At 70.4% G+C, this 26,873-nt stretch carries 26 protein-coding genes and 1 tRNA gene; 26 read left to right on the top strand and 1 reads right to left on the bottom strand.

Annotation, left to right across the window (positions count from 1 at the left end):
- Nucleotides 1–257: 257 nt before the first annotated feature.
- Nucleotides 258–1,487, top strand: a complete 1,230-nt coding sequence (locus ACIRRU_RS01805) for an HNH endonuclease (RefSeq protein WP_403674847.1) — start codon at nucleotides 258–260, stop codon at nucleotides 1,485–1,487.
- Nucleotides 1,488–1,636: 149 nt separating this feature from the next.
- On the opposite strand, the gene ACIRRU_RS01800 is transcribed toward ACIRRU_RS01805, so the two are convergent.
- A tRNA-Arg gene (locus ACIRRU_RS01800) sits at nucleotides 1,637–1,708 on the bottom strand.
- 184 nt (nucleotides 1,709–1,892) lie between these two features.
- Here ACIRRU_RS01800 and ACIRRU_RS01795 point away from each other — a divergent pair.
- From ACIRRU_RS01795 to ACIRRU_RS01675, 25 genes are all read left to right on the top strand, one after another.
- A complete protein-coding gene (locus ACIRRU_RS01795; protein ID WP_403674844.1) occupies nucleotides 1,893–2,306 on the top strand; it encodes a response regulator in 414 nt (137 codons plus the stop codon).
- A gap of 242 nt (nucleotides 2,307–2,548) precedes the next feature.
- Nucleotides 2,549–3,619 carry an ArgS-related anticodon-binding protein NrtL gene (gene nrtL, locus ACIRRU_RS01790; protein WP_403674841.1) on the top strand — a complete coding sequence of 357 codons (1,071 nt, stop codon included), beginning with the start codon at nucleotides 2,549–2,551 and terminating at the stop codon, nucleotides 3,617–3,619.
- 33 nt (nucleotides 3,620–3,652) lie between these two features.
- Nucleotides 3,653–5,044 carry a diaminopimelate decarboxylase gene (gene lysA, locus ACIRRU_RS01785; protein WP_403674839.1) on the top strand — a complete coding sequence of 464 codons (1,392 nt, stop codon included), beginning with the start codon at nucleotides 3,653–3,655 and terminating at the stop codon, nucleotides 5,042–5,044.
- A 95-nt stretch (nucleotides 5,045–5,139) separates the two neighbouring features.
- Nucleotides 5,140–6,495 carry a homoserine dehydrogenase gene (locus ACIRRU_RS01780; protein WP_363200853.1) on the top strand — a complete coding sequence of 452 codons (1,356 nt, stop codon included), beginning with the start codon at nucleotides 5,140–5,142 and terminating at the stop codon, nucleotides 6,493–6,495.
- 6 nt (nucleotides 6,496–6,501) lie between these two features.
- The gene (gene thrC, locus ACIRRU_RS01775) at nucleotides 6,502–7,572 is read left to right on the top strand and encodes a threonine synthase (protein ID WP_403674836.1); all 1,071 of its coding nucleotides are present in this window, start codon (nucleotides 6,502–6,504) and stop codon (nucleotides 7,570–7,572) included.
- Between the two features lie 321 nt (nucleotides 7,573–7,893).
- Entirely contained in the window at nucleotides 7,894–8,811 is a 918-nt protein-coding gene (thrB, locus tag ACIRRU_RS01770; RefSeq protein ID WP_403674833.1) for a homoserine kinase, read from the top strand.
- Nucleotides 8,812–9,201: 390 nt separating this feature from the next.
- On the top strand, nucleotides 9,202–11,220 hold the full coding sequence (gene rho, locus ACIRRU_RS01765) for a transcription termination factor Rho (RefSeq protein WP_403674830.1): 2,019 nt from the start codon (nucleotides 9,202–9,204) through the stop codon (nucleotides 11,218–11,220).
- A gap of 32 nt (nucleotides 11,221–11,252) precedes the next feature.
- Complete coding sequence (locus tag ACIRRU_RS01760) at nucleotides 11,253–11,438, top strand: hypothetical protein (RefSeq protein WP_403674827.1); 186 nt, start codon at nucleotides 11,253–11,255, stop codon at nucleotides 11,436–11,438.
- Between the two features lie 183 nt (nucleotides 11,439–11,621).
- Entirely contained in the window at nucleotides 11,622–12,725 is a 1,104-nt protein-coding gene (locus ACIRRU_RS01755) for an LCP family protein (RefSeq protein WP_403674824.1), read from the top strand.
- A 176-nt stretch (nucleotides 12,726–12,901) separates the two neighbouring features.
- Entirely contained in the window at nucleotides 12,902–13,126 is a 225-nt protein-coding gene (gene rpmE / locus ACIRRU_RS01750) for a 50S ribosomal protein L31 (protein ID WP_363200846.1), read from the top strand.
- 152 nt (nucleotides 13,127–13,278) lie between these two features.
- Entirely contained in the window at nucleotides 13,279–14,355 is a 1,077-nt protein-coding gene (prfA, locus tag ACIRRU_RS01745; RefSeq protein WP_403674821.1) for a peptide chain release factor 1, read from the top strand.
- A gap of 42 nt (nucleotides 14,356–14,397) precedes the next feature.
- Entirely contained in the window at nucleotides 14,398–15,243 is an 846-nt protein-coding gene (prmC, locus tag ACIRRU_RS01740) for a peptide chain release factor N(5)-glutamine methyltransferase (protein ID WP_363200844.1), read from the top strand.
- Between the two features lie 52 nt (nucleotides 15,244–15,295).
- The gene (locus ACIRRU_RS01735) at nucleotides 15,296–15,943 is read left to right on the top strand and encodes an L-threonylcarbamoyladenylate synthase (RefSeq protein WP_363200843.1); all 648 of its coding nucleotides are present in this window, start codon (nucleotides 15,296–15,298) and stop codon (nucleotides 15,941–15,943) included.
- The gene (locus tag ACIRRU_RS01730) at nucleotides 15,940–16,581 is read left to right on the top strand and encodes a protein-tyrosine-phosphatase (RefSeq protein ID WP_403674817.1); all 642 of its coding nucleotides are present in this window, start codon (nucleotides 15,940–15,942) and stop codon (nucleotides 16,579–16,581) included. Before ACIRRU_RS01735 ends, ACIRRU_RS01730 begins: the two co-directional genes overlap by 4 nt.
- 264 nt (nucleotides 16,582–16,845) lie before the next feature.
- Nucleotides 16,846–18,237: an MraY family glycosyltransferase gene (locus tag ACIRRU_RS01725; RefSeq protein WP_403674814.1), complete on the top strand. Its 1,392-nt coding sequence runs from the start codon at nucleotides 16,846–16,848 to the stop codon at nucleotides 18,235–18,237.
- 266 nt (nucleotides 18,238–18,503) lie between these two features.
- Nucleotides 18,504–18,944: a hypothetical protein gene (locus ACIRRU_RS01720; protein WP_403674812.1), complete on the top strand. Its 441-nt coding sequence runs from the start codon at nucleotides 18,504–18,506 to the stop codon at nucleotides 18,942–18,944.
- Nucleotides 18,945–19,144: 200 nt separating this feature from the next.
- Nucleotides 19,145–19,972 (top strand): F0F1 ATP synthase subunit A, encoded by an 828-nt coding sequence (atpB, locus tag ACIRRU_RS01715; RefSeq protein WP_363200839.1) that lies wholly within the window; start codon nucleotides 19,145–19,147, stop codon nucleotides 19,970–19,972.
- A 97-nt stretch (nucleotides 19,973–20,069) separates the two neighbouring features.
- The gene (gene atpE / locus ACIRRU_RS01710; RefSeq protein ID WP_003966254.1) at nucleotides 20,070–20,306 is read left to right on the top strand and encodes an ATP synthase F0 subunit C; all 237 of its coding nucleotides are present in this window, start codon (nucleotides 20,070–20,072) and stop codon (nucleotides 20,304–20,306) included.
- 37 nt (nucleotides 20,307–20,343) lie between these two features.
- Nucleotides 20,344–20,880 (top strand): F0F1 ATP synthase subunit B, encoded by a 537-nt coding sequence (locus ACIRRU_RS01705; RefSeq protein ID WP_363200838.1) that lies wholly within the window; start codon nucleotides 20,344–20,346, stop codon nucleotides 20,878–20,880.
- The gene (locus ACIRRU_RS01700) at nucleotides 20,877–21,692 is read left to right on the top strand and encodes a F0F1 ATP synthase subunit delta (protein ID WP_363200837.1); all 816 of its coding nucleotides are present in this window, start codon (nucleotides 20,877–20,879) and stop codon (nucleotides 21,690–21,692) included. The genes ACIRRU_RS01705 and ACIRRU_RS01700 overlap by 4 nt, the downstream gene beginning before the upstream one ends.
- Nucleotides 21,693–21,827: 135 nt before the next feature.
- On the top strand, nucleotides 21,828–23,399 hold the full coding sequence (atpA, locus tag ACIRRU_RS01695; protein WP_363200835.1) for a F0F1 ATP synthase subunit alpha: 1,572 nt from the start codon (nucleotides 21,828–21,830) through the stop codon (nucleotides 23,397–23,399).
- A 3-nt stretch (nucleotides 23,400–23,402) separates the two neighbouring features.
- Complete coding sequence (locus tag ACIRRU_RS01690; RefSeq protein ID WP_363200834.1) at nucleotides 23,403–24,320, top strand: F0F1 ATP synthase subunit gamma; 918 nt, start codon at nucleotides 23,403–23,405, stop codon at nucleotides 24,318–24,320.
- Nucleotides 24,320–25,762: a F0F1 ATP synthase subunit beta gene (gene atpD / locus ACIRRU_RS01685; RefSeq protein WP_363200833.1), complete on the top strand. Its 1,443-nt coding sequence runs from the start codon at nucleotides 24,320–24,322 to the stop codon at nucleotides 25,760–25,762. Before ACIRRU_RS01690 ends, atpD begins: the two co-directional genes overlap by 1 nt.
- A gap of 109 nt (nucleotides 25,763–25,871) precedes the next feature.
- Nucleotides 25,872–26,246: a F0F1 ATP synthase subunit epsilon gene (locus ACIRRU_RS01680; protein WP_363200832.1), complete on the top strand. Its 375-nt coding sequence runs from the start codon at nucleotides 25,872–25,874 to the stop codon at nucleotides 26,244–26,246.
- 127 nt (nucleotides 26,247–26,373) lie between these two features.
- Nucleotides 26,374–26,820 (top strand): DUF2550 domain-containing protein, encoded by a 447-nt coding sequence (locus ACIRRU_RS01675; RefSeq protein WP_363201039.1) that lies wholly within the window; start codon nucleotides 26,374–26,376, stop codon nucleotides 26,818–26,820.
- Nucleotides 26,821–26,873 lie beyond the last annotated feature (53 nt).

Raw genomic sequence — 26,873 nt, 5'->3', positions numbered from 1 at the left:
GTAGGTATGGAAACGGCCAGGGCGAGCGCAGCACCAGCCGAGCGATGAGGCCGTCGGTCCAGTGGGTTCTTCAGCCGCGTGGCACCACACGAGTAAGGGGGCCCCAGCACTTTCGACACTCGGTACGGGACGGAGTCCGACTCTCCGCCTACGAATCCGTCCTGGGAGCCGACGGGAACGCCCTCAGGAATCTCTTCCCCGACGGCGTGGCACGTTTCTGGGGATCGACACCTCCGGTTCGGGAGAGATCCGAGAAGGTGACCGCACTGGCCGGACGCAAGGTCGGCGACGAAGTGCTCTTCTACGCCGGGAAGAAGTTCGTCGCCAGGGCCAGGATCATCGGTCTCTTCGACAACCGCCCCCTTGCCGAAGCTGTTTGGGGGACGGACGAGAACCAGAAGACCTGGCAGCACATCATGGCCCTGGACGAGGTGGCCGAGTTCGAGGTCCCGGCGGAGCCTGTTCTCCGTGGGCTCGGAGTCCCGGTGCCCTTGCGGTCGCTGACTCTGGTCGGTGCCGAAGAGCGCCTGCGCTTTCTGGACATGGCCGATCCGGCGGCACCCGCGCGGTCGAAGGCGAATCCGCCGTCCACCGGCCCCGGCACCCGGCTGGGCCGGAACGACCTCCTGCAGGCCCTCGCGAAGCTGAAGACCCATATCCGGGAGCAGCGCCCCTCGCGGCACAAGCCGATCACCCTCCTCTGGGCCATCGGGCGTCTGACCGCCGAGCAGAAGCGCATGGTCGAGTGGCAGACGTTCCGCGAGGAGGTCGAGCCGTTGCTGCGGGACTTTGGCCTCGCGGACTCGCGAGTCACTCCAGAATATCCGTTCTGGCACCTGCGGAGCAGTGGCCTGTGGGACGTCGAGGGCATCGAGGACTCGAAGGGGACACCGACTCCGTCGCGCTTGGCCGAGGCGGGGGCGAGCGCCGGCTTCAGCCGGGACGCGGCCAACGTCCTCCGTCGCCCGCTGGCACGGGCCGAGGCCATCGGCCTGATCTGCTCCACCTACCTCAGCGAGGTGGACCGGGAGGCGCTCCTGGGCCGGGTCGGCCTCGCCGGATACGCGAGCGCCAGCGGTGACTTCCCTGATGGAGAAGGAGAGGAGGGAAGGGCACCCCGCCGCTCACGCACCTCGTCGGAGCCGGTCCGGGACCCCAAACTCGTCGAGCGCATAAAGGTGATGTACGGGCACGCATGCCAGGTGTGTGGAGCCCGCGTCGAGACGCAGCACAGCCACTACAGCGAGGCGGCCCACATCCGAGGGCTGGGCGGGCCTCATTACGGCCCCGACCGGCTGTCCAATCTGCTGTGCCTGTGCCCCAACCACCATGTCGAGTTCGACAGGCTCGCCATCTACATCGACGAGCACTGGGCGGTGCGGCGGAATTCGACCGGAAACGTCGAGTATGAGCTGAAGCGGCATGCCGAGCACGTCATCGAGCAGGAGTACCTCGAATACCACCGGGGGCTGTGCGGGCGCGGGTGAATCTTGTGCCCGCCCGGCGCGGCAGCCGTCCGGAACTGGCCTCCGGGCTGCCACGTTGCCCAAGATGGTGAAGAGGGATCTGGATACGCGAAGACCCCGCTGTCAGCGTCAACGCTGATGGCGGGGTCTTGTCGGCACTTCCTGAGAAGTGCCCCCGGCAGGATTCGAACCTGCGCACCCGGCTCCGGAGGCCGATGCTCTATCCCCTGAGCTACGGGGGCGTGTCGCTGTCCTGCTCTGCGACGGGTGAAACACTACCAGCTCCGGCGGGGTGTCCGTGAACAGGTATTCTGCGGCGCCGAGGACGCGCGTGCGGGCCACTCGTCCGGGGCGGAAGTGGGCGAAAGCCGGACGCGGTCGCTCCGGCCGTCCTACCCTCGAAGGGTGTCAGGGGCGTACGGCCGCGTGCTTGTTGTCGACGACAACAAGGTCATCCGGCAGCTGATCAGGGTCAATCTCGAACTTGAGGGCTTCGAGGTCGTGACCGCGGCCGACGGTGTCGAATGCCTGGAGCTGGTCCACCAGATCCGTCCCGACGCCATCACCCTCGATGTCGTGATGCCCCGGCTGGGCGGTCTGGAGACCGCGGCCCGCCTGCGCTCCGACCCCCGGACCCGCCGTCTTCCCATCGCCGTCATCAGCGCCTGCACCCCGTCCGAGGCCGACGCGGGCCCGGCGGCCGGGATCGACGCGTTCCTGGCCAAGCCGTTCGAGCCGAGCGAGCTGGTGCGGATCATGCACCGCCTGGTGACCGGCGAGGACCATCCCCCGGTGGACAAGCGCCGGGGCGTCGGCCGGGCGGGCAGCACCGCGGGCTGACGCGGGCGGCCCGTCCGCGCCCGGGGGCCGCCCTCCGTCGCCGCCTCGTCCGACCCCGGGGGCCGACCTCCGCCGCCTCTCTCCGCCCCCAGGGGTTCGACCTCCGCCGCCACCTCATCCGCCCCCGGAACCACCCCCGCCGACGCGCACCCGCCGACACGCCCCGGCGCGTCCCAGCCAGGTGTGACCGGATGGCGAAACGGGTTCGCGTAGTGCCCCCCGGTCTCCCCTACGCTTGTCCCGTGACCCCCGCCGACCTCTCCCGGACCGTGCTGCACGCCGTGCGCCGCGCGGTCGACGAGGACGCGTTGCGCGCGCCCGTTCCCGCGCGTGTGCGGGTGGAGAGGACCCGGCCCGGCGGCAGCGGGGACTACGCCTGCGCCGTCGCGCTCCAGCTGGCCGGGCCCGCCGCCCTGCCCGCGCTGGAGGTCGCCCGCATCCTGCGCGAACGCGTCGCCGCCGAGCCCGGCATCGGGCGGGTGGAGATCACCGGGCCGGGGTTCTTGAGCTTCACCCTGGACACCCCCGCCGACCGCCGTGGCGCCCTGCTCGACGCCGTACGGGAGCAGGGTCTCGCCTACGGGCACGGGGACGCGCTCCGGGGCGAGGTGATCCGGCTCCACCACGCGTCCGAGGTGCGCGCGGCCGTCACCGTCGATGCCGTACGACGCCTCCTGACGGCCCAGGGCGCGGATGTCCGGATCAGCCGCGACGGGGGTGGCGACCGGGCGTGGAGCCGTCTCGGCGTCACCGCGGACGCGCGCGAGACGACCCCGGACGCCCTCGCCGCCACGGTCCGCCCCGTGCCCGCCGGGGCCACCGCCGCCGAGCTGCTGGAGCGGCTGGGCGCGGACGCGACCCGCTGGGGGCTGCTGCGGCCCGCCGGGCACGATCGCGCCCCGCTCGGTGACGACCTGCTCGTCCAGGGCGAGGCCAATGCGCTCTTCCGGGTCCGGTACGCCCACGCCAGGACCCGCGCCCTCACCCGGGGCGCCGCCGCCCTGGGCTTCGCCTCCGCACCCGGCGCGGGCCCCGGGGAACCCGCTGCCCGCCCTCTGCTCGACCTCCTCGCCGACCACCCCGCCGTGCTGCTCGCCGCGGCCCGGCACCGTGCGCCCGACCGGCTCGCCCGGCAGCTGGAAGCCGTCGCGCACGCGTTCTTCGTCCTCCACGACACCTGCCCGCCGCTCCCCGCCGGCGACGAGAAACCCTCGGCCGCCCACCGTGCCCGGCTGGCTCTCGCCGAAGCCGCCGGGACGGTGCTGGCAGGCGGCCTGTCCCTGCTCGGCATCCGTGCGCCCGAACATCTCTGACGAGATCAGAAGAGACCCGAGAGAACGAACACGATGAGCCGCTCCGCACACCCCGCAGGCCCCCGTCACGCCGACGTGCTGACCGAGGGGCACTACTCCGCGCCCCCCGCCGACCTCAACGTCCTGGACGAGAAGGTCTGGTCCCGTACCGTCACCCGCGACGCCGACGGCGCCCTCACCGTCGGCGGGATCGCCGTGGCCCGGCTCGCCGAGGAGTTCGGGACCCCCGCCTACTTCCTCGACGAGAGCGACTTCCGCGCCCGCTGCCGGGCCTGGGCCGACGCCTTCGGGCCGGACGCCGACGTCTTCTACGCGGGGAAGGCCTTCCTCTCCCGCGCGGTCGTCCGCTGGCTCCACGAAGAAGGACTCAACCTCGACGTGTGCTCCGGGGGCGAGCTGGCCACCGCCCTCGACGCGGGCATGCCCGCCGGGCGCATCGCCTTCCACGGCAACAACAAGACGGTCGCCGAGATCGAGCGGGCCGTCGGGGCCGGGGTCGGGCGCATCGTGCTCGACTCCTTCCAGGAGATCGCCCGCGTCGCCCACGTCGCCCGCCGACTCGGCGTCCGCCAGCGGGTGCAGATCCGCGTCACCGTCGGAGTCGAGGCGCACACCCACGAGTTCATCGCCACCGCGCACGAGGACCAGAAGTTCGGCATCGCGCTCGCGGACGGGCAGGCCGCCGAAGCCGTACGCCGGGTCCTCGCCCTGGACGGGCTCGAACTCGCCGGTGTCCACTCCCACATCGGCTCGCAGATCTTCGACATGGCCGGTTTCGAGGTCTCCGCCCGGCGGGTGGTGCGACTGCTCGCCGAGATCCGCGACGAACACGGCGTCGAACTGCCCGAGATCGACCTCGGCGGCGGCCTCGGCATCGCGTACACCCGCGAGGACGACCCCCGCGAGCCGCACGAGATCGCCAAGGCGCTCAACGACATCGTCACGCGCGAGTGCGAGGCCGCGAAGCTGCGCACACCGCGGATCTCCGTCGAGCCGGGCCGCGCCATCGTCGGGCCCACCGCGTTCACGCTGTACGAGGTCGGCACCATCAAGCCCCTGGAGGGGCTGCGGACGTACGTCAGCGTCGACGGCGGCATGTCGGACAACATCCGCACCGCGCTGTACGACGCCGAGTACAGCGTCGCGCTCGTCTCCCGCACCTCCGACGCCGAACCGATGCTGGTCCGGGTCGTCGGCAAGCACTGCGAGAGCGGGGACATCGTGGTCAAGGACGCGTTCCTCCCCGCCGACCTGGCCCCCGGCGACCTGATCGCCGTACCCGCCACCGGCGCGTACTGCCGCTCCATGGCCAGCAACTACAACCACGCCCTGCGGCCCCCGGTCGTCGCCGTGGGCGACGGAGCGGCCCGCGTCATCGTCCGGCGCGAGACGGAGGAAGATCTTCTGCGTCTCGATGTCGGCTGATGAAATAGTCATCTCAGAATCCGGACGGGTGGCAGAATCGCCCGTCCGGTGAGTGAGACTGGTCCCCGATGAGCACGGATGAGAAACGAGGTCGGATGATGCGTACGCGTCCGCTGAAGGTGGCGCTGCTGGGCTGTGGAGTGGTCGGCTCCGAGGTGGCGCGCATCATGACGACGCACGCCGACGACCTCGCCGCCCGCATCGGCGCGCCGGTCGAGCTCGCCGGGGTGGCCGTCCGCCGCCCCTCGAAGGTGCGTGAGGGCGTGGACCCCGCACTGATCACCACCGACGCCCCGGCGCTCGTGCGGCGCGGCGACATCGACGTCGTCGTCGAGGTCATCGGGGGCATCGAGCCCGCCCGTACGCTCATCACCACCGCGTTCGAGAACGGCGCGAGCGTCGTCTCCGCCAACAAGGCGCTGCTCGCCGAGGACGGCGCGGCCCTGCACGCCGCCGCCGAGAAGTACGGCCGCGACCTGTACTACGAGGCCGCCGTCGCCGGGGCCATCCCGCTGGTGCGGCCGCTGCGCGAGTCGCTCGCCGGGGACAAGGTCAACCGGGTGCTCGGCATCGTCAACGGCACCACCAACTTCATCCTCGACAAGATGGACACCAGCGGGGCGGGCTACTCCGAGGCGCTCGACGAGGCCACCGCCCTCGGGTACGCCGAGGCCGACCCGACGGCCGACGTCGAGGGCTTCGATGCCGCCGCCAAGGCCGCGATCCTCGCCGGGATCGCCTTCCACACCCGGGTGAGGATCGGCGACGTGCACCGCGAGGGCATCACCGAGGTCACCGCCGCCGACATCGCCTCCGCCCGCCGGATGGGCTGCACCGTCAAGCTCCTCGCCATCTGCGAACGCGCCGCCGACGGCGCCTCCGTCACCGCCCGGGTCCACCCCGCGATGATCCCGCTGAGCCACCCGCTGGCCTCCGTCCGCGAGGCGTACAACGCGGTGTTCGTCGAGGCCGAGGCCGCCGGACAGCTGATGTTCTACGGGCCCGGCGCCGGGGGTTCCCCGACCGCCTCCGCGGTCCTCGGCGACCTCGTCGCGGTCTGCCGCAACACCCTGGGCGGGGCCACCGGACCCGGTGAGTCCGCCTACACGCGCCTGCCGGTCAGCCCCATGGGCGAGGTCGTCACGCGCTACCACATCAGCCTCGACGTGGCCGACAAACCGGGCGTGCTCGCCCAGGTGGCGACGGTCTTCGCCGAGCAGGGCGTATCGATCGACACCGTCCGCCAGCAAGGACGCGGTTCAGGCAGCGGCGACGACGGAGCCATCGAGCAGGGTGGCGGCGGGCGACGGGCGGGCACGGACGGCGAGGCCTCCCTCGTCGTCGTCACCCACCGCGCGCCCGACGCCGCCCTCTCCGGGACCGTCGAAGCGCTGCGCAAGCTCGACACCGTGCGCGGTGTCGCCAGCATCATGCGTGTTGAAGGGGAGTAGGAACCCATGACCACCCAGGGCACCCACCAGTGGCGCGGCATCATCGAGGAGTACCGGGACCGCCTCCCGGTCACGGCGTCGACGCCGGTCGTCACGCTCCGTGAGGGTGGTACGCCGCTCGTCCCGGCGCAGGTCCTCTCCGAGCGCACGGGCTGCGAGGTGCACCTCAAGGTCGAGGGCGCCAACCCCACCGGTTCCTTCAAGGACCGCGGCATGACCATGGCCATCACCCGCGCCAAGGAGGAGGGCGCCCAGGCGGTCATCTGCGCCTCCACCGGCAACACCTCGGCCTCGGCCGCCGCGTACGCGGTCCGCGCGGGAATGGTCTGCGCCGTCCTCGTACCGCAGGGCAAGATCGCGCTCGGCAAGATGGGGCAGGCCCTCGTCCACGGCGCGAAGATCCTCCAGGTCGACGGCAACTTCGACGACTGCCTGACCCTGGCCCGCGCGCTCTCCGACAACTACCCGGTGGCGCTGGTCAATTCGGTCAACCCGGTCCGCATCGAGGGCCAGAAGACCGCCGCCTTCGAGATCGTCGACGCGCTCGGCGACGCCCCCGACATCCACGTCCTGCCGGTCGGCAACGCGGGCAACATCACCGCGTACTGGAAGGGGTACGCCGAGTACGCCGGCGACGGCGTCGCCACCCACGCCCCCCGCATGTGGGGCTTCCAGGCCTCCGGCTCCGCGCCCATCGTGCGCGGCGAGATCGTCAAGGACCCCTCCACCGTCGCCACCGCGATCCGCATCGGCAACCCGGCCTCCTGGGACTACGCGCTCGCCGCGCGCGACGAGTCGGGCGGCTTCATCGATGAGGTGACGGACCGACAGATCCTGTCCGCCTACCGCCTGTTGGCCTCCCAGGAGGGCGTCTTCGTGGAGCCCGCCTCGGCCGCATCGGTCGCCGGTCTGCTCAAGGCCGCCGACGAGGGCAAGGTCGACCCCGGCCAGCGCGTCGTCTGTACGGTCACCGGCAACGGCCTCAAGGACCCCGACTGGGCCGTCGCGGGCGCGCCGCAGCCGGTCACCGTCCCGGTCGACGCGGCCACCGCCGCGCGGAAGCTGGGACTTCTCTGACCGTCCCGGCCGACCGGGACAACCCAGCTCAACCGCCCGCCTTCCGGGGCGGAGAGCGCAGAGGAGGCGGGCGACACGCATCGTGCGCCTCCTGTGCGCCCTATGTCGCGACAGAACCTTCCTTCGATAAGCTGTCCTCATCCGCCCGACATCCGCCCGACGGTCCGCTGCGGTGCGGCCGCCGTCGTACGGCGCGTACGGGTCGGTCCACCGGATCCCCGTACGGCCCGGTGCGCACCTCCGCACACCCATCCCCGCAGCACACCCCCGCCGCAGAACCACCCGTACCGCCTCCCCGCCTGACAAGGAGTCGTCCGACCGATGGCCGGTCCCGCGTTCCGAGCCGCCGCCGTCAGGGTGCGCGTCCCCGCAACCAGCGCCAACCTGGGCCCGGGGTTCGACTCCCTGGGCCTCTCGCTCGGGCTGTACGACGACGTCGTCGTCCGGGTCGCCGACTCCGGGCTGCACATCGACATCGCGGGTGAGGGCGGCGACACGCTGCCCCGCGACGAGAGCCACCTGCTCGTACGCTCCCTGCGCACCGCGTTCGACCTGCTCGGCGGGCAGCCCCGCGGCCTGGAGATCGTCTGCGCCAACCGCATTCCGCACGGCCGCGGTCTCGGCTCCTCCTCCGCCGCCATCTGCGCCGGAATCGTCGCCGCCCGCGCGGTGACCACGGGCGGCGACGCCCGCCTCGACGACGCGGCCCTGCTGGAACTGGCCACCGAGATCGAGGGGCACCCCGACAACGTCGCGGCCTGTCTGCTCGGCGGATTCACCCTCGCCTGGATGGAGGGCGGAGCGGCCCGCGCGATCAGGATGGACCCCGCCGATTCCGTCGTTCCGGTGGTTTTCGTGCCCGGCCGGCCGGTGCTCACCGAGACGGCCCGCGGCCTGCTCCCGCGCACGGTTCCGCACGTCGACGCGGCTCTGAACGCGGGCCGGGCGGCCCTGCTCGTCGAGGCCCTGACCCGGCGCCCGGAACTGCTCCTCGCCGCCACCGAGGACCGGATCCATCAGGAGTACCGGGGCCCCGCCATGCCGGAGAGCGTGGAACTGGTCGGCCGGCTGCGCGCCGACGGAGTGCCCGCGGTGATCTCCGGCGCGGGACCCACGGTCCTCGCGCTGACGGAGGAGGGATCGGCCGACAAGGTCGCCCGTCTGGCGGGGGAGGGCTGGGCGGCCAACCGGCTGGCCCTCGACGCGCCGGGCGCCAGTGTGCTGCCGCTGGCCGCATAACCGCATGTGATTACCGGTGAGCGAGAGGGGGAATGTTTGTTGGAGCCGGTAGTGTTAACCTCAAGTCTGCAACCGACGTCTTCAAGGCGCGTTGCTTCGTGTCCCCTTCCGGGACCACCATTCTTCCGGGAGCCTCCCCAACTGCCTGAGCAGCCTGCCTGAGCAGTTTCGAGCACGCTCCGGAACCGGCACGACACCCCTCGCTCGTCCAGGAGTGGGCCGAGCAGGGGGATCTCGCGCCGGACCCCGCACGTTTCGTCTCTCCGCCGTACCCGGCGGACCATCGCCCCGGCAAGGTCCGCGATCCAGCAAGATCAACAGACCGCAGTCGGACAGCACAACCGGTCGCCGAGCCAGAAGGCCGACGTCCGCTCCAGGGAAGGACCCTTCGTGAGCGACACCACCGATCTGATGGGCGTCACTGCCGACAAGAACGTCGACAGCGCCGCGCCCGCCGAAGGTGCTGCCACTGGCACCACCGCACGGCGCCGCCGCTCCGGCACCGGCCTTGAGGGCATGGTCCTGGCCGAGCTGCAGCAGGTCGCGTCCGGCCTCGGCATCAGGGGTACCGCGCGGATGCGCAAGAGCCAGCTGATCGAGGTCATCAAGGAGGCGCAGGCGGGTGGCGGATCCGCCGCCCCCAAGGCCGCAGAGGCCCCCGCCGAGGCGGAGAGCAAGCCGAAGCGCCGCGCGACCTCCAAGGCGCGCACCGGGGACGAGAGCGCCGCTGCCGCCCCCGCCGACCAGTCCTCGGCCCAGCAGCAGATCGACATCCCCGGTCAGCCGGCCAGCGACGACCAGCCCGCGGGCGAGCGCCGTCGCCGCCGCGCCACCGCGCAGGCGGGCAGCCCCGACACCAAGACCGAGGCGAAGGCCGAGGGCAAGGCCAAGGCGGAGCCGTCGGCCGAGCAGAAGACCGAGGACCGCGGCGAGCCCAAGGGCGACGCCAAGGCCGAGGCCGCCGCCGACAACGCCGAGGGCCGCCGCGGCGACCGCCAGGGCCGGGACCGCGGCGACCGCGAGGGCCGCCGCGAGCGCCAGCGCGACCGGCGCGGCAAGGGCGACGACCAGGGCCAGCAGCAGGGCGGCGGCGGACAGCAGCGCCAGCAGCGCCAGGGCCAGGGCCAGCAGAACCGCGACAACGGTCCGCAGGACGACTTCGACGACGAGGCGGGCGGCCGCCGCGGCCGCCGCGGCCGCTACCGCGACCGCCGGGGCCGCCGCGGCCGCGACGACTTCGCCGGGGACGTGCAGGTGGCCGACGACGACGTCCTGATCCCCGTCGCGGGCATCCTGGACATCCTCGACAACTACGCGTTCATCCGGACCTCCGGCTACCTCCCGGGCCCGAACGACGTGTACGTCTCGCTCGCCCAGGTCCGCAAGAACGGCCTGCGCAAGGGCGACCACGTCACCGGCGCGGTGCGTCAGCCCAAGGACGGCGAGCGGCGCGAGAAGTTCAACGCGCTGGTCCGTCTCGACTCGGTCAACGGCATGGCGCCGGAGTCCGGCCGCGGCCGCCCCGAGTTCCAGAAGCTGACCCCGCTCTACCCGCAGGACCGGCTCCGTCTGGAGACCGACTCCAACATCCTGACCACGCGGATCATCGACCTGGTCGCCCCGATCGGCAAGGGCCAGCGCGGGCTGATCGTGGCCCCGCCGAAGACCGGCAAGACCATGATCCTCCAGTCGATCGCCAACGCGATCACGGTCAACAGCCCCGAGTGCCACCTGATGGTCGTCCTGGTCGACGAGCGTCCGGAGGAGGTCACCGACATGCAGCGGTCGGTGAAGGGCGAGGTCATCTCCTCGACCTTCGACCGCCCCGCCGAGGACCACACCACCGTCGCCGAGCTGGCCATCGAGCGCGCCAAGCGCCTCGTGGAGCTGGGCCACGACGTGGTCGTCCTGCTCGACTCGATCACCCGCCTGGGCCGCGCGTACAACCTCGCGGCACCGGCCTCCGGCCGCATCCTGTCCGGTGGTGTCGACTCGACCGCGCTCTACCCCCCGAAGCGCTTCTTCGGCGCCGCGCGCAACATCGAGGACGGCGGCTCGCTGACCATTCTGGCCACCGCGCTCGTCGAGACCGGCTCGCGCATGGACGAGGTGATCTTCGAGGAGTTCAAGGGCACCGGCAACATGGAGCTCAAGCTCGACCGGAAGCTCTCGGACAAGCGCATCTTCCCGGCGGTGGACGTCGACGCGTCCTCCACCCGCAAGGAGGAGATCCTGCTCGGCACCGACGAGCTGGCGGTCGTCTGGAAGCTGCGCCGGGTGCTGCACGCACTCGACCAGCAGCAGGCCATCGAGCTCCTCCTGGACCGGATGAAGAAGACCCAGTCCAACGCGGAGTTCCTGCTCCAGATCCAGAAGACGACGCCGGGCAGCGGAAACGGCAACGACTGACGCGGCCCCTCGGCGGTTTCGTCAACCGCCCCGTGAATCCGCCCCGTTACTCCGGTGACGGGGCGGAGCCTTTCCGTCGTACGGCCGGTTCCCGCCCGACGGATCGCCGTGCCCCCTTAGGCGCCCCGGGTGCGGGCACCGGCAAGGCCGACGCGGAGATCTTCGCCACACAGGTCAAGCTCGGCAGCGGCTGGAACAGCTACTACACCGTCGGCTGAAACCCCAGGTGAGCGACTGATCGCCCGCCGGCACCAGCAGGGCTGTGGCCCCCGTCCTCCGACGGGGGCCACAGCCCTGTGTGCAACCCTTCGTGGTGCTTCGGCCGTCCTCACCGATGAGGCCGGCCACGTGGACCACCACGGCAGGGGGCAGCGGAGCAGCAGGAGCGACGAGGGAGACGTGTGAGCGAGCAGAGCAGGAGCACGGGCCGCATACGCGGCACCGGCAGCCGTCGGAAGCAGCGCTCCCGCCGGCACCGGGCCAAGGTCGTCGCGGCCTGGTCGGTGGCGGGGATCGTGGTCGTCGGCGGCGCCGGGCTCGGGTACGCGTACATGAAGCTCGACGGCAACCTCTCCAGCGTCGACATCGACGCCAAGCTGGGCACCGACCGCCCCGCCAACGTGGACGACGGCTCCCAGGACATCCTGGTGCTGGGCTCCGACTCGCGCTCCGGTGCCAACGGGGAGTACGGCGCCGACGAGGGCGGGGCCCGCTCGGACAGCGCGATGGTCGTGCACGTCGACAAGGGACACCGGTCCGCGAGCGTCGTCTCGATACCGCGCGACACCCTGATCGAACGGCCCGTCTGCGAGAGCGACACCGGCGGCGAGCAGGTCCCGGCCGAACACCGGGCCATGTTCAACACCGCCTACGAGGTCGGCGGGCCCGCCTGCGCGGTGAAGACCGTCGAGTCGATGTCCGGCATCCGCATGGACCACTACGTCGAGGTTGACTTCACCGGCTTCAAGAAGCTCATCGACGAACTCGGCGGCGTCGAGATCACCACGAGGACCGCGATCGACGACTCCAAGAGCCACCTGCACCTCGATCCCGGCACCCACACCCTCGACGGCGAGGAGTCCCTCGGCCTCGTCCGTACCCGCAAGAGCGTCGGCGACGGCAGCGACCTGGGCCGCATCCAGCTCCAGCAGGCCTTCATCAAGGCGCTGATGACCCAGGCGAAGAGCGTCGGGGTGTTCTCCAGCCCGCAGAAGCTCTACGGGCTCGCCGACGCCGCCACCAAGGCCGTCACCACCGACTCCGGCCTCGGGTCGGTCAGGAAGCTCAGCGAGTTCGCGAACGGTCTCAAGGGGCTCGGCTCCGACAACGTGCACATGGTGACCCTGCCGGTGGAGTACGACCCCGCCGACCCCAACCGGGTCCTCCCGCAGGAGAAGGCCGGAAAGCAGGTCTGGGCGGCGCTCCAGCACGACCGGCCGATCCCCGCATCCGCCACCGCGAAGTCGGCCGGGGACAAGGGCGACGCCGGGAAGGTCGTGGAGTAGCGCACGCGCGGTCACGCAGCGTACGCGGGCGCGCGGGGGAGCGGCGGGGAATACCTGAGGCCCGCCCCCGGTTTTGGGAGATACGAACAGTCCTGGCAGACTGGTACGTCGGCCCCGGTTCACGGCCCCGCAATCCGCGAGACCGACCCGGAGCCCTCCCGAAACTAGGAGACACCTTGAAGCGCGACATCCACCCCGAGTACGTCGAGACGCAGGTCAGCTGCACCTGCGGTGCCTCGTTCACCACCCGGAGCACCATCGACAGCGGCACCATCCGTGCCGACGTCTGCTCCGCGTGCCACCCGTTCTACACGGGCAAGCAGAAGATCCTCGACACCGGCGGCCGCGTGGCCCGCTTCGAGGCCCGCTTCGGCAAGGCTGCCGGCTCCGCCAGCAAGTAGCGAGCCACTGCGCCGGTTCCTGGCGCCCCTCTCACGGGGCGCCGGAACCGGCGTTTTTTCCGGTCGGGTCGTCCAGGGCCCGCCCCGCCGCCCCGAACCGGCCGGACGCCGTCCAGCAGGCCCGTAGACGTAAACCCACCAGGAGCCCCCGCATGTTCGAGGCGGTCGAGGAACTGATCGGTGAGCACACCGGTCTTGAGAAGAAGCTCGCCGACCCGTCGGTCCACGCCGACCAGGCCAACGCGCGCAAGCTGAACAAGCGCTACGCGGAGCTGACCCCGATCGTCGCCACGTACCGCAGCTGGAAGCAGACCGGCGACGACATCGAGACCGCCCGCGAGTTCGCCGCGGACGACCCCGACTTCGCCGCCGAGGTCAAGGAGCTGGAGAGGCAGCGCGAGGAGATCACGGAGAAGCTCCGCCTCCTGCTGGTCCCGCGCGACCCCAGCGACGACAAGGACGTGCTCCTGGAGATCAAGGCGGGCGCGGGCGGCGACGAGTCCGCCCTGTTCGCCGGTGACCTGCTGCGCATGTATCTGCGCTACGCCGAGCGCGTCGGCTGGAAGACCGAGATCATCGACTCCACCGAATCCGAACTCGGCGGCTACAAGGACGTCCAGGTCGCCGTCAAGACCAAGGGCGGCAACGGCGCCACCGAGCCCGGCCAGGGCGTCTGGGCCCGGATGAAGTACGAGGGCGGCGTGCACCGCGTGCAGCGCGTGCCCTCCACCGAGTCCCAGGGCCGCATCCACACCTCCGCCGCGGGCGTGCTCGTCACCCCCGAGGCCGAGGAGGTCGACGTCGAGATCCACGCCAACGACCTGCGGATCGACGTCTACCGCTCTTCCGGACCCGGCGGCCAGTCCGTCAACACGACCGACTCCGCCGTCCGCATCACGCACCTGCCGACCGGCGTCGTCGCCTCCTGCCAGAACGAGAAGAGCCAGCTCCAGAACAAGGAGCAGGCCATGCGCATCCTGCGCTCCCGGCTGCTGGCCGCCGCCCAGGAGGCCGCCGAGCAGGAGGCCTCCGACGTGCGCCGCAGCCAGGTGCGCACGGTCGACCGCTCCGAGAAGATCCGGACGTACAACTTCCCGGAAAACCGGATCTCGGACCACCGCGTCGGCTTCAAGGCGTACAACTTGGACCAGGTCCTCGACGGCGACCTGGACGCGGTGATCCAGGCCTGCGTCGACGCCGACTCCGCCGCCAAGCTCGCCAACGCGTAACCGCCCCGCCCGCACACCCCGTAACCCGTACGGAGAACCGCGATGAACCTGCTGCTCGCCGAGGTGGCCCAGGCCACCCAGCGGCTGGCCGACGCCGGTGTCCCCTCACCGCGATTCGACGCCGAGGAACTCGCGGCCTTCGTCCACGGGGTGAAGCGGGGCGAGCTGCATCAGGTGCCCGACGGGGACTTCGACGCCCGCTACTGGGAGACCATCGCCCGCCGCGAGGCCCGCGAACCCCTCCAGCACATCACCGGCCGCGCCTTCTTCCGCTACCTGGAACTCCAGGTCGGCCCCGGTGTCTTCGTGCCCCGGCCGGAGACCGAGTCCGTGGTCGGCTGGGCCATAGACGCCGTCCGCGCGATGGATGTCGTGGAGCCCGTCGTGGTCGACCTGTGCACCGGCTCCGGCGCCATCGCGCTGGCCATGGCCCAGGAGGTCCCGCGCTCCCGGGTGCACGCCGTGGAGCTGTCCGAGGACGCCCTGAGGTGGACCCGGAAGAACGCCGAGGGATCCCGGGTCACCGTCCACAAGGGAGACGCCCTGAGCGCGCTGCCCGAACTCGACGGCCAGGTCGACCTGGTGATCTCCAACCCGCCGTACATCCCGCTCACCGAGTGGGAGTACGTCGCCCCCGAAGCCCGCGACCACGACCCGGAGATGGCCCTGTTCTCCGGCGAGGACGGCCTCGACACGATCCGCGGCATCGAACGCACCGCCCACCGGCTGCTCCGCCCCGGCGGCCTCGTCGTCATCGAGCACGCCGACACCCAGGGCGGCCAGGTGCCGTGGATCTTCACCGAGGAACGGGGCTGGGCCGACGCGGCCGACCACCCCGACCTGAACAAGCGCCCCCGGTTCGCCACCGCCCGCAAGGCCATGCCGTGACCCGCCCCCGGCGCCACCACCCGTATCCGTACACGCTTGAGGAGGCCGGCTGATGGCACGGCGATACGACTGCAACGACGCCACCGACCGGGCCACGGGCCTGCGCGAGGCGGCATCCGCCGTCCGCCGCGGTGAACTGGTCGTGCTGCCCACCGACACCGTGTACGGGATCGGGGCCGACGCCTTCTCCTCCGAGGCCGTCAACGACCTGCTGGACGCCAAGGGGCGGGGCCGCAACATGCCCACCCCCGTGCTCATCGGCTCCCCGAACACGCTGCACGGGCTGGTCACCGACTTCTCCGAGCAGGCCTGGGAACTCGTGGACGCCTTCTGGCCCGGCGCGCTCACCCTGGTCGCCAAGCACCAGCCCTCCCTCCAGTGGGACCTCGGCGACACCCGGGGGACCGTCGCCATCCGGATGCCGCTGCACCCCGTCGCCATCGAGCTGCTGACCGAGGTCGGCCCGATGGCCGTCTCCAGCGCCAACCTCACCGGACACCCCTCGCCCGAGGACTGCGACGCCGCCCAGGGCATGCTCGGCGACTCCGTCTCCGTCTACCTCGACGGCGGCCCGACGCCGGGCATCGTGCCGTCCTCGATCGTCGACGTCACCGGCGGCGTCCCCGTGCTGCTGCGGGCCGGCGCGGTCTCCGCCGAGGAGCTGCGCAAGGTGGTCCCCGACCTCGAGGTGGCCAATTGACCGCCCCCGAGGGGCGTGGCATAGCGGGGCAAACCGATACCTTCCGCATTCTCCACGTCAGCACCGGCAACGTCTGCCGCTCGCCCATCACCGAGCGGCTGACCCGCCATGCCCTCACCGACCGCCTCGGTGACCCGCTCAGCGGCGGCCTGATCGTGGAGAGCGCGGGCACCTGGGGCCACGAGGGCGCCCCGATGGAGGCCAACGCCGAGGTGGTCCTCGCCGACTTCGGCGCGGACGCCAGCGGCTTCGTCGGCCGGGAACTGCTGGACGAGCACGTCATCCGCGCCGACCTGGTCCTCACCGCCACCCGCGACCATCGCGCCCAGGTCATCTCCATGGGTCACTCCGCGGGTCTGCGGACCTTCACGCTCAAGGAGTTCACCCGGCTGGTGCGGGCCATAGACCCCGCCACCCTGCCCGACCCGCGCGACGAGGGCGTTGTCGAACGCGCCCGCGCCCTGGTCCGCGCCGCCGCCGCGCTGCGCGGCTGGCTGCTGGCCCCGACCGCCGAGGCGGACGAGGTCTACGACCCCTACGGCGCCCCCATCACCTTCTTCCGCTCCATCGGCGACGAGATCAACCAGGCGCTCGACCCGGTCGTCACGGCGCTCACCGGCGTCCGCGCCCCGCACTGAGCACCGGCGCGCCCCCCCGGTGCACGGCCCCCGCGACAGGGGCCCGCCCCCCCGTCCCGGGCCGCAGGGTGGACACCGGCGACTCCCGCCGCCACCGCTCCCCGGGTCCGGAGCCCGCCGTGCCGGCCACCTCTCCCAACGCCCCGCGCCATCCGCCCGCATCCGCCGTATCCGGGGCGGCCGGGGGCTGTGCAACCATCACCCGTACCGTTGAGTCCTTGCTCGTGAGACTAGGGTGAGGGTTCTGGATGGCCGGCGAACTCTGTGGGGCAGCCTGTGCGTGATTACCTGCTGACGCTCTGTGTCACGGCAGCGGTGACTTATCTGCTGACCGGACCGGTGCGTAAGTTCGCCATCGCGATCGGGGCGATGCCCGCGATCCGCGCACGCGACGTGCACCGGGAGCCGACCCCGCGGCTCGGCGGCATCGCGATGTTCGGCGGGCTGTGCGCGGGACTGATCGTCGCCGACCACCTCTTCAACCTGAACGGCGTCTTCGAGCTGTCCAACGAGCCCCGGGCGCTGCTCTCCGGCGCCGCCCTGATCTGGCTGATCGGCGTGCTCGACGACAAGTTCGAGATCGACGCGCTGATCAAGCTCGGCGGCCAGATGATCGCCGCCGCCGTCATGGTCATCCAGGGGCTCACGATCCTGTGGCTGCCGATCCCGGGCGTGGGCACGGTGGCCCTCACCCAGTGGCAGGGCACGCTGCTGACCGTGGCGCTGGTCGTGATCACGATCAACGCGGTCAACTTCGTGGACGGCCTCGACGGGCTCGCCGCGGGCATGGTGTGCATCGCCTCGACGGCGTTCTTCCTCTACGCCTACCGCCTGTGGATGGGGTACGGGATCGAGGCGGCGGCCCCCGCGACGCTCTTCGCGGCGATCCTGATGGGCATGTGCCTGGGCTTCCTGCCGCACAACATGCACCCGGCGCGGATCTTCATGGGCGACTCCGGCTCGATGCTGATCGGCCTGGTGCTGGCCGCGGGCGCGATCTCGATCACGGGCCAGGTCGACCCGGACAACCTGAAGATCTTCTTCGAGGGCAGTGAACGCGGGGCCACCCACGCGATGTTCCCGGTCTTCATCCCGCTGGTGCTGCCGCTGACGATCATCGCGATCCCGGCCGCCGACCTGATCCTCGCCATCGTCCGGCGCACCTGGAACGGCCAGTCCCCGTTCGCCGCCGACCGGGGCCACCTCCACCACCGGCTGCTGGAAGTGGGCCACTCGCACAGCCGGGCCGTGCTGATCATGTACTTCTGGTCGGCGCTCATCGCCTTCGGCACCGTCGGCTACTCGGTGCACTCGGCCTCGATGTGGATCATCTTCGTGATCGTCGGCGCGAGCGCGATCGGTCTGATCCTGCTGCTGATGCCGCGCTTCACCCCGCGGACCCCGCGCTGGGCCAACCGCTTCGTCCCCCCGCGCTATCGCCGCACGGAGGAGCAGGAGCCTCCGGTTCCCGCGTACGGGGAGGAGCGGCCGCTCGTGCCCTCCGGGGCCCAACAGGGCGCGGACGAGCCTCAGATGGGCGAGGAGGAGGCCGAACGGGCCCCGGTGGCGGTCGGGGTGTCCGGCGTCAACGGCGCGACAGCGATCGGCGCTCGATCGCGTTTTCCCGAGCGCCGGTCCATCGACTCCAGGCGCTGACGATTCGGAACTCGCGGTGCAATACCAGACATCGCGCCGCCTTGTCGCGCACACACGCGCGAGCTAACCCTCATGTGTGACAGGTGGCACACTTTCTAGGTAAAGACCTCATCAAATAGTTTGTGATACCGTTCACGAAACCCGGTGACGGAGCCGAAGGACCCTGATGAGACGGTCCATCGGCCCGGAACTCCGCCTCGCGGACCGGGCCTACGCTCGTCCATGACGACGCCTCATTCCTCTCCCAGCCCTGTGGAGCCGCCGCCATGCAGTCCGACATGCGCGAAGTACTGCGCATCGCCACCCCCACCGCCGCGGTGGGAGCCGTCGCCACGCTCGTCGGCGGCCTCGTCGCGGGCGGCGAGGGGGCGATCGGTGCCGCGGTCGGCTGCGTGGTCGTGATCGTCTTCATGGCGCTCGGACTGCTCGCGCTCAACTGGGTCGGCAAGACCATGCCCCACCTGTTCCAGGGCATGGGGCTGATGATCTACTCGGCCCAGCTCGTGCTCCTGCTCATCTTCATCCTGAGCATCCGGAACACCACCCTCTTCGACCTCCAGGTCTTCGCCCTCTCGCTGGTCGCAGCCGTGATCGCGTGGATCACCACGCAGGCCGTGCTGCACGCGCGGAGCAAGACCCCTTACGTCGATCCCGACGCCGGCACCCACGACCGGCCGGGTGGAGCGGGGGGAGATCGTGGCGAGTAGGGCCGGGATAAAGCCGTGTTCGACGTGCTGCTATCGTCCGGTCTCGGTTGCGGTAGTGCGAGCGCGGGCAACAGGGCGGTCGTCTGATTCATCGCGAGGCTTCGGGCCCGGCCGCCGCCTCCTCACCGTAAGAACCAGTCCGGTGCCGACCTGCGGCCACCCGCCGCTCCGACACAACGAGGTAGCCGCATCCATGCGCCATGCAGAAGGAGCTCTTGGTGACTGACGCCCAGACGCTCGCTTTCGAGACTGACTGCCACTTGTTCCAGGGATGCGGATTCCAGGCTCCCAGCGTGTGGTCGTTCATCTTCGAGCCGCTCTTCACCATCGGGCCTGTCGAGTTCAACAAGCCCATGCTGCTCGCGATCATCGGAACCTTCGCGATCCTGGCCTTCTTCTGGGCGGGCTTCTCGAAGCCGAAGGTCGTTCCCGGCAAGCTCCAGATGGTCGCCGAGGCGCTGTACGACTTCGTCCACCGCGGCATCGCCAAGGAGGTCATCGGCAAGAAGGGCGAGCCCTTCGTCCCGCTGCTGGTCTCCCTGTTCTTCTTCGTCTGGATCCTGAACCTCTGGGCGCTCATCCCGCTCGCCCAGTTCCCGGTCAGCTCCGTCATCGCCTACCCGGTCGGCCTGGCCCTCGTGGTCTGGGTGACGTACATGACGGTGACGTTCCGGTCGAACGGATTCGTCGGGGGCATCCGCAACCTCTGCGTGCCGAGCGGTCTGCCCAAGCCGATCTACGTACTGCTGACGCCGCTGGAGTTCATCTCCAACGTCTTCGTCCGGCCGTTCACGCTGGCGGTGCGACTCTTCGCGAACATGTTCGCGGGCCACATCCTGATCCTGATCTTCACGATCGCCACCTGGTACATGCTCGGCACCGTCCTGGGCACGGTCTACGCCTCCGCGTCGTTCGTCATGACGCTGGTCATCACCGTGTTCGAGATGTTCATCCAGGCCCTCCAGGCCTACGTGTTCACCGTGCTGACCGCCACGTACCTCTCCCAGGCGCTCGAAGAAGCCCACTGAGGACCAGCCAAGCCCCCCGGCTTGAGCCCTCACCCACCCCAGACGCCCGGTGCGAAGACACTTTCCACCGGTCCCACAAAGAGAAGGAACCACGGACATGTCTGCTGCTTTCGAGACCCTCGCGGCCGTGAACGGCAACGTCGGCACCATCGGCTACGGCCTCGCCGCGATCGGCCCCGGTATCGGCATCGGCATCATCTTCGGTAACGGTGTGCAGGCCATCGCCCGCCAGCCCGAGGCTGCCGGCCTCATCCGTCAGAACATGCTGCTCGGCTTCGCCGTCGTCGAGGCCCTCGCCCTGATCGGCTTCGTCGTCCCGTTCATCGTCAAGTGACGTTGTGCCTGTAGCTCCATTCGACGAAAGGTCCACCATGATGTACCTGGCAGCTGAGGAAGCGCAGAGCCCTCTGCTCCCGGTGTGGCCCGAGATCGTCATCGGCTTGATCTGCTTCGGCATCGTCTTCTTCGTCTTCTCGAAGAAGCTGCTTCCGGTGATCAACAAGACCCTGGAAGAGCGCCGCGAGGCGATCGAGGGTGGCATCGAGAAGGCCGAAGCGGCTCAGACCGAGGCCCAGAGCGTTCTTGAGCAGTACAAGGCTCAGCTCGCCGAGGCCCGTCACGAGGCCGCTCGTCTGCGCCAGGAGGCGCAGGAGCAGGGCGCCGTCATCATCCAGGAGATGAAGGCGGAAGGTCAGCGGCAGCGCGAGGAGATCATCGCCGCCGGCCACGCCCAGATCGAGGCCGACCGCAAGTCCGCGGCCTCCGCGCTGCGTCAGGACGTGGGCAAGCTCGCCACCGACCTGGCCGGCAAGCTCGTCGGCGAGTCCCTCCAGGACCACGCCCGGCAGAGCGGCACCGTCGACCGTTTCCTCGACGAGCTCGAGGCGAAGGCCGAGGCCGCCCGATGAACGGCGCGAGCCGCGAGGCACTGGCTGCCGCACGTGAGCGTCTCGACGCGCTGACCGACAACACGTCGGTCGACGCGGCGAAGCTCGCCGACGAGCTGGCTTCGGTCACCGCGCTGCTCGACCGCGAAGTATCGCTGCGCCGGGTCCTCACCGACCCGGCCCAGAGCGGCGAGAGCAAGGCCGAGCTGGCCGCGCGCCTGCTCGGCGGGCAGGTCGGCGGCGAGACCGTGGACCTGGTCTCCGGTCTCGTCCGGTCCCGCTGGTCGCAGTCCCGTGACCTGGTGGACGCGGTCGAGGAGCTGGCGAACACCGCCGACCTCACCGCCGCCCAGCGCGGCGGCGTCCTGGACGACGTCGAGGACGAGCTGTTCCGGTTCGGCCGGATCGTCGGCTCCGACCAGGAGCTGCGGTCCGCGCTCACCAGCCGTACGGCCACGGCGTCCGCCAAGGGCGAGCTGCTGCGCGGCCTGCTCGGCGGCAGGGCGCGGCCGGTCACCGAGCGGATCGTCCTGCGCCTCGTCACCCAGCCGCGTGGACGTAGCCTGGAAGCAGGGCTGGACTCGCTGTCCAAGCTCGCCGCGGAGCGCCGGGACCGCATGGTCGCCGTCGTCACCTCGGCGGTGCCGCTCAGCGACCGGCAGAAGCAGCGCCTCGGCGCCGCCCTGGCGAAGCTCTACGGCCGTGAGATGCACCTGAACCTGGACGTGGACCCCGAGGTCCTCGGCGGGGTCTCGGTGCGGGTCGGCGACGAGGTCATCAACGGCACCGTCGCGGACCGTCTCGACGAGGCGACCCGTCGCATCGCCGGCTGACACAGCGCGGCGCGGAAGAACAAGCAAGACCAGCGGCCCGGTTGGGCCGTGCAGAAACTGCAGAAGATTCCTGGGGGTCGGCCCCCAGACCCCCTTAAGAAACTTCGGGCCCAACAAGGAGAGCAGGGAACCCAGATGGCGGAGCTCACGATCCGGCCGGAGGAGATCCGGGACGCACTGGAGAACTTTGTCCAGTCGTACCAGCCGGACGCGGCCTCGCGCGAGGAGGTCGGTACGGTCAGCGTTGCCGGCGACGGCATCGCGAAGGTGGAGGGTCTGCCCTCCGCCATGGCGAACGAGCTGCTGAAGTTCGAGGACGGAACCCTCGGTCTCGCCCTCAACCTCGAGGAGCGCGAGATCGGTGCCATCGTCCTCGGCGAGTTCAGCGGTATCGAGGAGGGCCAGCCGGTGCAGCGCACCGGTGAGGTGCTCTCCGTCGGCGTCGGCGAGGGATACCTCGGCCGTGTCGTCGACCCGCTCGGCAACCCGATCGACGGTCTCGGCGAGATCGAGACCGACAGCCGTCGCGCCCTCGAGCTGCAGGCCCCTGGCGTCATGGTCCGCAAGTCGGTGCACGAGCCGATGCAGACCGGCTACAAGGCCGTCGACGCCATGGTGCCGATCGGCCGCGGCCAGCGTCAGCTGATCATCGGCGACCGTCAGACGGGCAAGACCGCCCTGGCCGTCGACACGATCATCAACCAGCGCGACAACTGGCGCTCGGGCGACGTGAACAAGCAGGTCCGCTGCATCTACGTCGCCATCGGTCAGAAGGGTTCCACCATCGCCTCCGTGCGTGGTGCGCTCGAAGAGGCCGGTGCGCTGGAGTACACGACCATCGTCGCCGCCCCGGCGTCCGACCCGGCCGGCTTCAAGTACCTGGCGCCGTACACCGGTTCGGCCATCGGCCAGCACTGGATGTACCAGGGCAAGCACGTCCTGATCATCTTCGACGACCTCTCGAAGCAGGCCGACGCCTACCGCGCCGTGTCCCTGCTGCTGCGCCGCCCGCCGGGCCGTGAGGCCTACCCGGGTGACGTCTTCTACCTGCACTCGCGTCTGCTGGAGCGCTGCGCCAAGCTCTCCGACGAGATGGGCGCCGGTTCGATGACGGGCCTCCCGATCGTCGAGACCAAGGCGAACGACGTGTCGGCGTTCATCCCGACCAACGTCATCTCCATCACCGACGGCCAGTGCTTCCTGGAGTCCGACCTGTTCAACGCGGGTCAGCGTCCGGCGCTCAACGTCGGTATCTCGGTCTCCCGAGTCGGTGGCTCCGCCCAGCACAAGGCCATGAAGCAGGTCTCCGGCCGGCTCCGCGTGGACCTCGCCCAGTTCCGTGAGCTGGAGGCGTTCGCCGCCTTCGGTTCCGACCTGGACGCGGCCTCGAAGGCCTCGCTGGAGCGCGGTAAGCGCATGGTCGAGCTGCTGAAGCAGCCGCAGTACGCCCCGTTCCCGATGGAGGAGCAGGTCGTCTCGGTCTGGGCCGGCACCACGGGCAAGATGGACGACGTCCCGGTCGAGGACATCCGCCGCTTCGAGTCCGAGCTGCTGGAGTTCCTGCGCCGCGAGCGCAAGGACCTGCTGACCAGCATCGCCGAGGGCGGCAAGATGTCCGACGACACGCTGCAGTCGGTCGCCGACGCGATCGCCTCCTTCAAGCAGCAGTTCGAGACCTCGGACGGCAAGCTCCTGGGCGAGGGCTGATCGATGGGCGCTCAGCTTCGCGTTTACAAGCGCCGCATCCAAGCCGTCACCGCGACCAAGAAGATCACCAAGGCGATGGAGATGATCGCCGCCTCGCGCATCGTCAAGGCGCAGCGCAAGGTGGCGGCGTCGATGCCGTACGCGACCGAGCTCACCCGCGCGGTGACCGCGGTGGCGACCGGCTCCAACGCCAAGCACCCGCTCACCACCGAGGTCGAGTCCCCGACCCGGGCCGCGGTCCTGCTCGTCACGAGCGACCGCGGTCTGGCCGGGGGCTACTCCTCCAACGCCATCAAGGCCGCGGAGCGGCTGCGGGAGCGCCTTGCCTCCGAGGGCAAGGAGGTCGACACGTACATCGTCGGCCGCAAGGGTGTCGCGTACTACGGCTTCCGCGAGCGCAAGGTCGAGGACTCCTGGACCGGCTTCACCGACAACCCGGCGTACTCCGATGCCAAGCGCGTCGCCGCCCCGTTGATCGAGGCCATCCAGAAGGAGACGGCCGAGGGCGGCGTCGACGAACTGCACATCGTCTTCACGGAGTTCGTGTCGATGATGACGCAGAACGCGATCGACGACCGGATGCTGCCGCTTTCGCTCGACGAGGTCGCCGAGGAGAGCACCCGCAAGGGTGAGATCCTCCCGCTGTTCGACTTCGAGCCGTCGGCCGAGGACGTCCTGGACGCCCTTCTGCCGCGCTACGTCGAGAGCCGGATCTACAACGCACTGCTCCAGGCGGCCGCTTCCGAGCACGCCGCCCGCCGCCGCGCGATGAAGTCGGCGACCGACAACGCCGGGGATCTCATCAAGAGCCTCTCCCGGCTTGCCAACGCGGCCCGCCAGGCCGAAATCACCCAGGAAATCAGCGAGATCGTCGGCGGTGCCAGTGCCCTGGCCGACGCGACCGCGGGGAGTGACAAGTAATGACGACGACAGTTGAGACGGCCGCTGCCACGGGCCGCGTCGCCCGGGTCATCGGCCCGGTCGTCGACGTGGAGTTCCCCGTCGACGCGATGCCCGACATCTACAACGCCCTTCACGTCGAGGTGGCCGACCCGGCCGAGGCCGGCGCCCGCAAGACGCTGACCCTCGAAGTCGCCCAGCACCTGGGTGACGGCGTGGTCCGCGCGATCTCGATGCAGCCCACCGACGGCCTGATCCGTCAGGCCCCGGTGACCGACACGGGCACGGGCATCACCGTCCCGGTCGGCGACGTGACCAAGGGCAAGGTGTTCAACACCCTCGGTCAGATCCTGAACGAGCCGGAGGCCGAGGCGCAGATCACCGAGCGCTGGCCGATCCACCGCAAGGCCCCGGCCTTCGACCAGCTCGAGTCGAAGACCGAGATGTTCGAGACCGGCCTGAAGGTCGTCGACCTGCTGACCCCGTACGTCAAGGGCGGCAAGATCGGTCTGTTCGGTGGTGCGGGCGTCGGCAAGACGGTCCTCATCCAGGAAATGATCATGCGTGTGGCGAAGCTGCACGACGGTGTGTCGGTGTTCGCCGGTGTCGGTGAGCGCACCCGTGAGGGCAACGACCTCATCGACGAGATGACCGAGTCGGGCGTGCTGGACAAGACCGCGCTCGTCTTCGGCCAGATGGACGAGCCGCCGGGGACGCGTCTGCGCGTGGCCCTGTCCGCCCTGACCATGGCGGAGTACTTCCGCGATGTGCAGAAGCAGGACGTGCTGCTCTTCATCGACAACATCTTCCGCTTCACGCAGGCCGGTTCCGAGGTCTCCACGCTGCTCGGCCGTATGCCGTCCGCGGTGGGCTACCAGCCGACCCTGGCCGACGAGATGGGTGTGCTCCAGGAGCGCATCACCTCGACGCGTGGTCACTCGATCACCTCGATGCAGGCGATCTACGTCCCCGCGGACGACCTGACCGACCCGGCCCCGGCCACCACGTTCGCCCACCTCGACGCGACGACGGTGCTCTCCCGTCCGATCTCGGAGAAGGGCATCTACCCGGCCGTGGACCCGCTGGACTCCACGTCCCGCATCCTGGACCCGCGCTACATCTCGCAGGACCACTACGCCGCGGCCAGCCGCGTCAAGGGGATCCTCCAGAAGTACAAGGACCTCCAGGACATCATCGCGATCCTCGGCATCGACGAGCTGGGCGAGGAGGACAAGCTCGTCGTCCACCGTGCCCGTCGCGTCGAGCGCTTCCTGTCGCAGAACACCCACGCCGCCAAGCAGTTCACCGGCCTGGACGGTTCGGACGTGCCGCTCGACGAGTCGATCGCCGCGTTCAACGCGATCTGCGACGGGGAGTACGACCACTTCCCCGAGCAGGCGTTCTTCATGTGCGGTGGCCTGGACGACCTCAAGGCCAAGGCCAAGGAGCTCGGCGTCTCCTGAGCCTCCGGCTCACCGAGGGGGGTGGGGTGTGTCCCGCCCCCCTCTCCACGCCCCGTAGAATTGAACCGACACCCGGCCGGACGGCCGGGTGGTGACCCGAGGAGTCTCCTTGGCTGCTGAGCTGCATGTCGAGCTGGTCGCCGCGGACCGCAGCGTCTGGTCCGGCGAGGCCACGCTGGTCGTGGCGCGCACCACGTCCGGCGACATCGGCATCATGCCCGGTCACCAGCCGCTTCTCGGTGTGCTGGAGTCGGGCCCGGTGACGATCCGCACGAGCGAGGGCGGCACTGTCATCGCCGCCGTGCACGGTGGTTTCATCTCGTTCGCGGACGACAAGCTGTCGCTGCTGGCCGAGATCGTCGAGCTGGCGGACGAGATCGATGTCCAGCGCGCCGAGCGTGCGCTGGAGCGTGCGAAGTCCGAGACGGACAGCGCCGCCGAGCGGCGTGCCGAGATCCGGCTGCGTGCGGTGGCGGTGCGCTAGCACCCCCGCCGACCGATGTTTTTACTCAGCCGCGGCCCGCGCTGGAGCGATCCAGCCGTGTCGCGGCTGAGGCGATGCAGGTGCATGACGGTGTTCGTTACTCGACGATGCGAGGAGGTCGGTGGAGATGGTCCTCGCGTTGTGGGTGGGCGTGTCCGTCATCGTGCTGGTCCTGGTGGGACTGTTCGTCTTCGGTCTGCGCCGACGGCTGATCCAGCGGTCCGGCGGTACCTTCGACTGCAGTCTGCGCTGGGACGTGTCCGATGAGCCCGGCTCCCTGGGCAAAGGCTGGGTGTACGGGGTCGCCCGCTACAGCGGGGACCGCGTCGACTGGTTCCGGGTCTTCTCCTACGCTCCACGCCCCCGCCGGGGCCTGGAGCGTTCCGCTATCGAGGTGACCGCCCGCCGGATGCCGGAGGGGGAGGAGGAGCTGGCGCTCCTGTCCGACTCCGTCGTGCTCGGCTGTCTCCACCGGGGGACGCGCCTGGAGCTGGCGATGAGCGAGGACGCCCTGACCGGTTTCCTGGCCTGGCTGGAGGCGGCGCCGCCCGGCCAGAGGGTGAACGTGGCGTAGTGGGCTAGTACGCACCGCCGTACGCAGCGGAAAACCGGGGAGACGGGGGGCGG

It is taken from the genome of Streptomyces sp. NPDC101181 (assembly GCF_044767975.1).
In the GTDB taxonomy this organism is placed as follows: domain Bacteria; phylum Actinomycetota; class Actinomycetes; order Streptomycetales; family Streptomycetaceae; genus Streptomyces.
This window is presented reverse-complemented; position numbering and strand designations above follow the sequence as displayed.

Excerpts from the sequence above, each read along its gene's own strand:
- atpB (WP_363200839.1), top strand. The coding sequence starts at position 19,145 with ATGCAGAAGGAGCTCTTGGTGACTGACGCCCAGACGCTCGCTTTCGAG.
- ACIRRU_RS01675 (WP_363201039.1), top strand. The coding sequence starts at position 26,374 with ATGGTCCTCGCGTTGTGGGTGGGCGTGTCCGTCATCGTGCTGGTCCTG.
- ACIRRU_RS01735 (WP_363200843.1), top strand. The coding sequence starts at position 15,296 with ATGGCACGGCGATACGACTGCAACGACGCCACCGACCGGGCCACGGGC.
- thrB (WP_403674833.1), top strand. The coding sequence starts at position 7,894 with ATGGCCGGTCCCGCGTTCCGAGCCGCCGCCGTCAGGGTGCGCGTCCCC.
- thrC (WP_403674836.1), top strand. The coding sequence starts at position 6,502 with ATGACCACCCAGGGCACCCACCAGTGGCGCGGCATCATCGAGGAGTAC.
- atpA (WP_363200835.1), top strand. The coding sequence starts at position 21,828 with ATGGCGGAGCTCACGATCCGGCCGGAGGAGATCCGGGACGCACTGGAG.
- ACIRRU_RS01705 (WP_363200838.1), top strand. The coding sequence starts at position 20,344 with ATGATGTACCTGGCAGCTGAGGAAGCGCAGAGCCCTCTGCTCCCGGTG.
- ACIRRU_RS01700 (WP_363200837.1), top strand. The coding sequence starts at position 20,877 with ATGAACGGCGCGAGCCGCGAGGCACTGGCTGCCGCACGTGAGCGTCTC.
- atpE (WP_003966254.1), top strand. The coding sequence starts at position 20,070 with ATGTCTGCTGCTTTCGAGACCCTCGCGGCCGTGAACGGCAACGTCGGC.
- lysA (WP_403674839.1), top strand. The coding sequence starts at position 3,653 with ATGAGCCGCTCCGCACACCCCGCAGGCCCCCGTCACGCCGACGTGCTG.
- ACIRRU_RS01690 (WP_363200834.1), top strand. The coding sequence starts at position 23,403 with ATGGGCGCTCAGCTTCGCGTTTACAAGCGCCGCATCCAAGCCGTCACC.
- prfA (WP_403674821.1), top strand. The coding sequence starts at position 13,279 with ATGTTCGAGGCGGTCGAGGAACTGATCGGTGAGCACACCGGTCTTGAG.
- ACIRRU_RS01720 (WP_403674812.1), top strand. The coding sequence starts at position 18,504 with ATGCAGTCCGACATGCGCGAAGTACTGCGCATCGCCACCCCCACCGCC.
- atpD (WP_363200833.1), top strand. The coding sequence starts at position 24,320 with ATGACGACGACAGTTGAGACGGCCGCTGCCACGGGCCGCGTCGCCCGG.
- prmC (WP_363200844.1), top strand. The coding sequence starts at position 14,398 with ATGAACCTGCTGCTCGCCGAGGTGGCCCAGGCCACCCAGCGGCTGGCC.
- ACIRRU_RS01780 (WP_363200853.1), top strand. The coding sequence starts at position 5,140 with ATGATGCGTACGCGTCCGCTGAAGGTGGCGCTGCTGGGCTGTGGAGTG.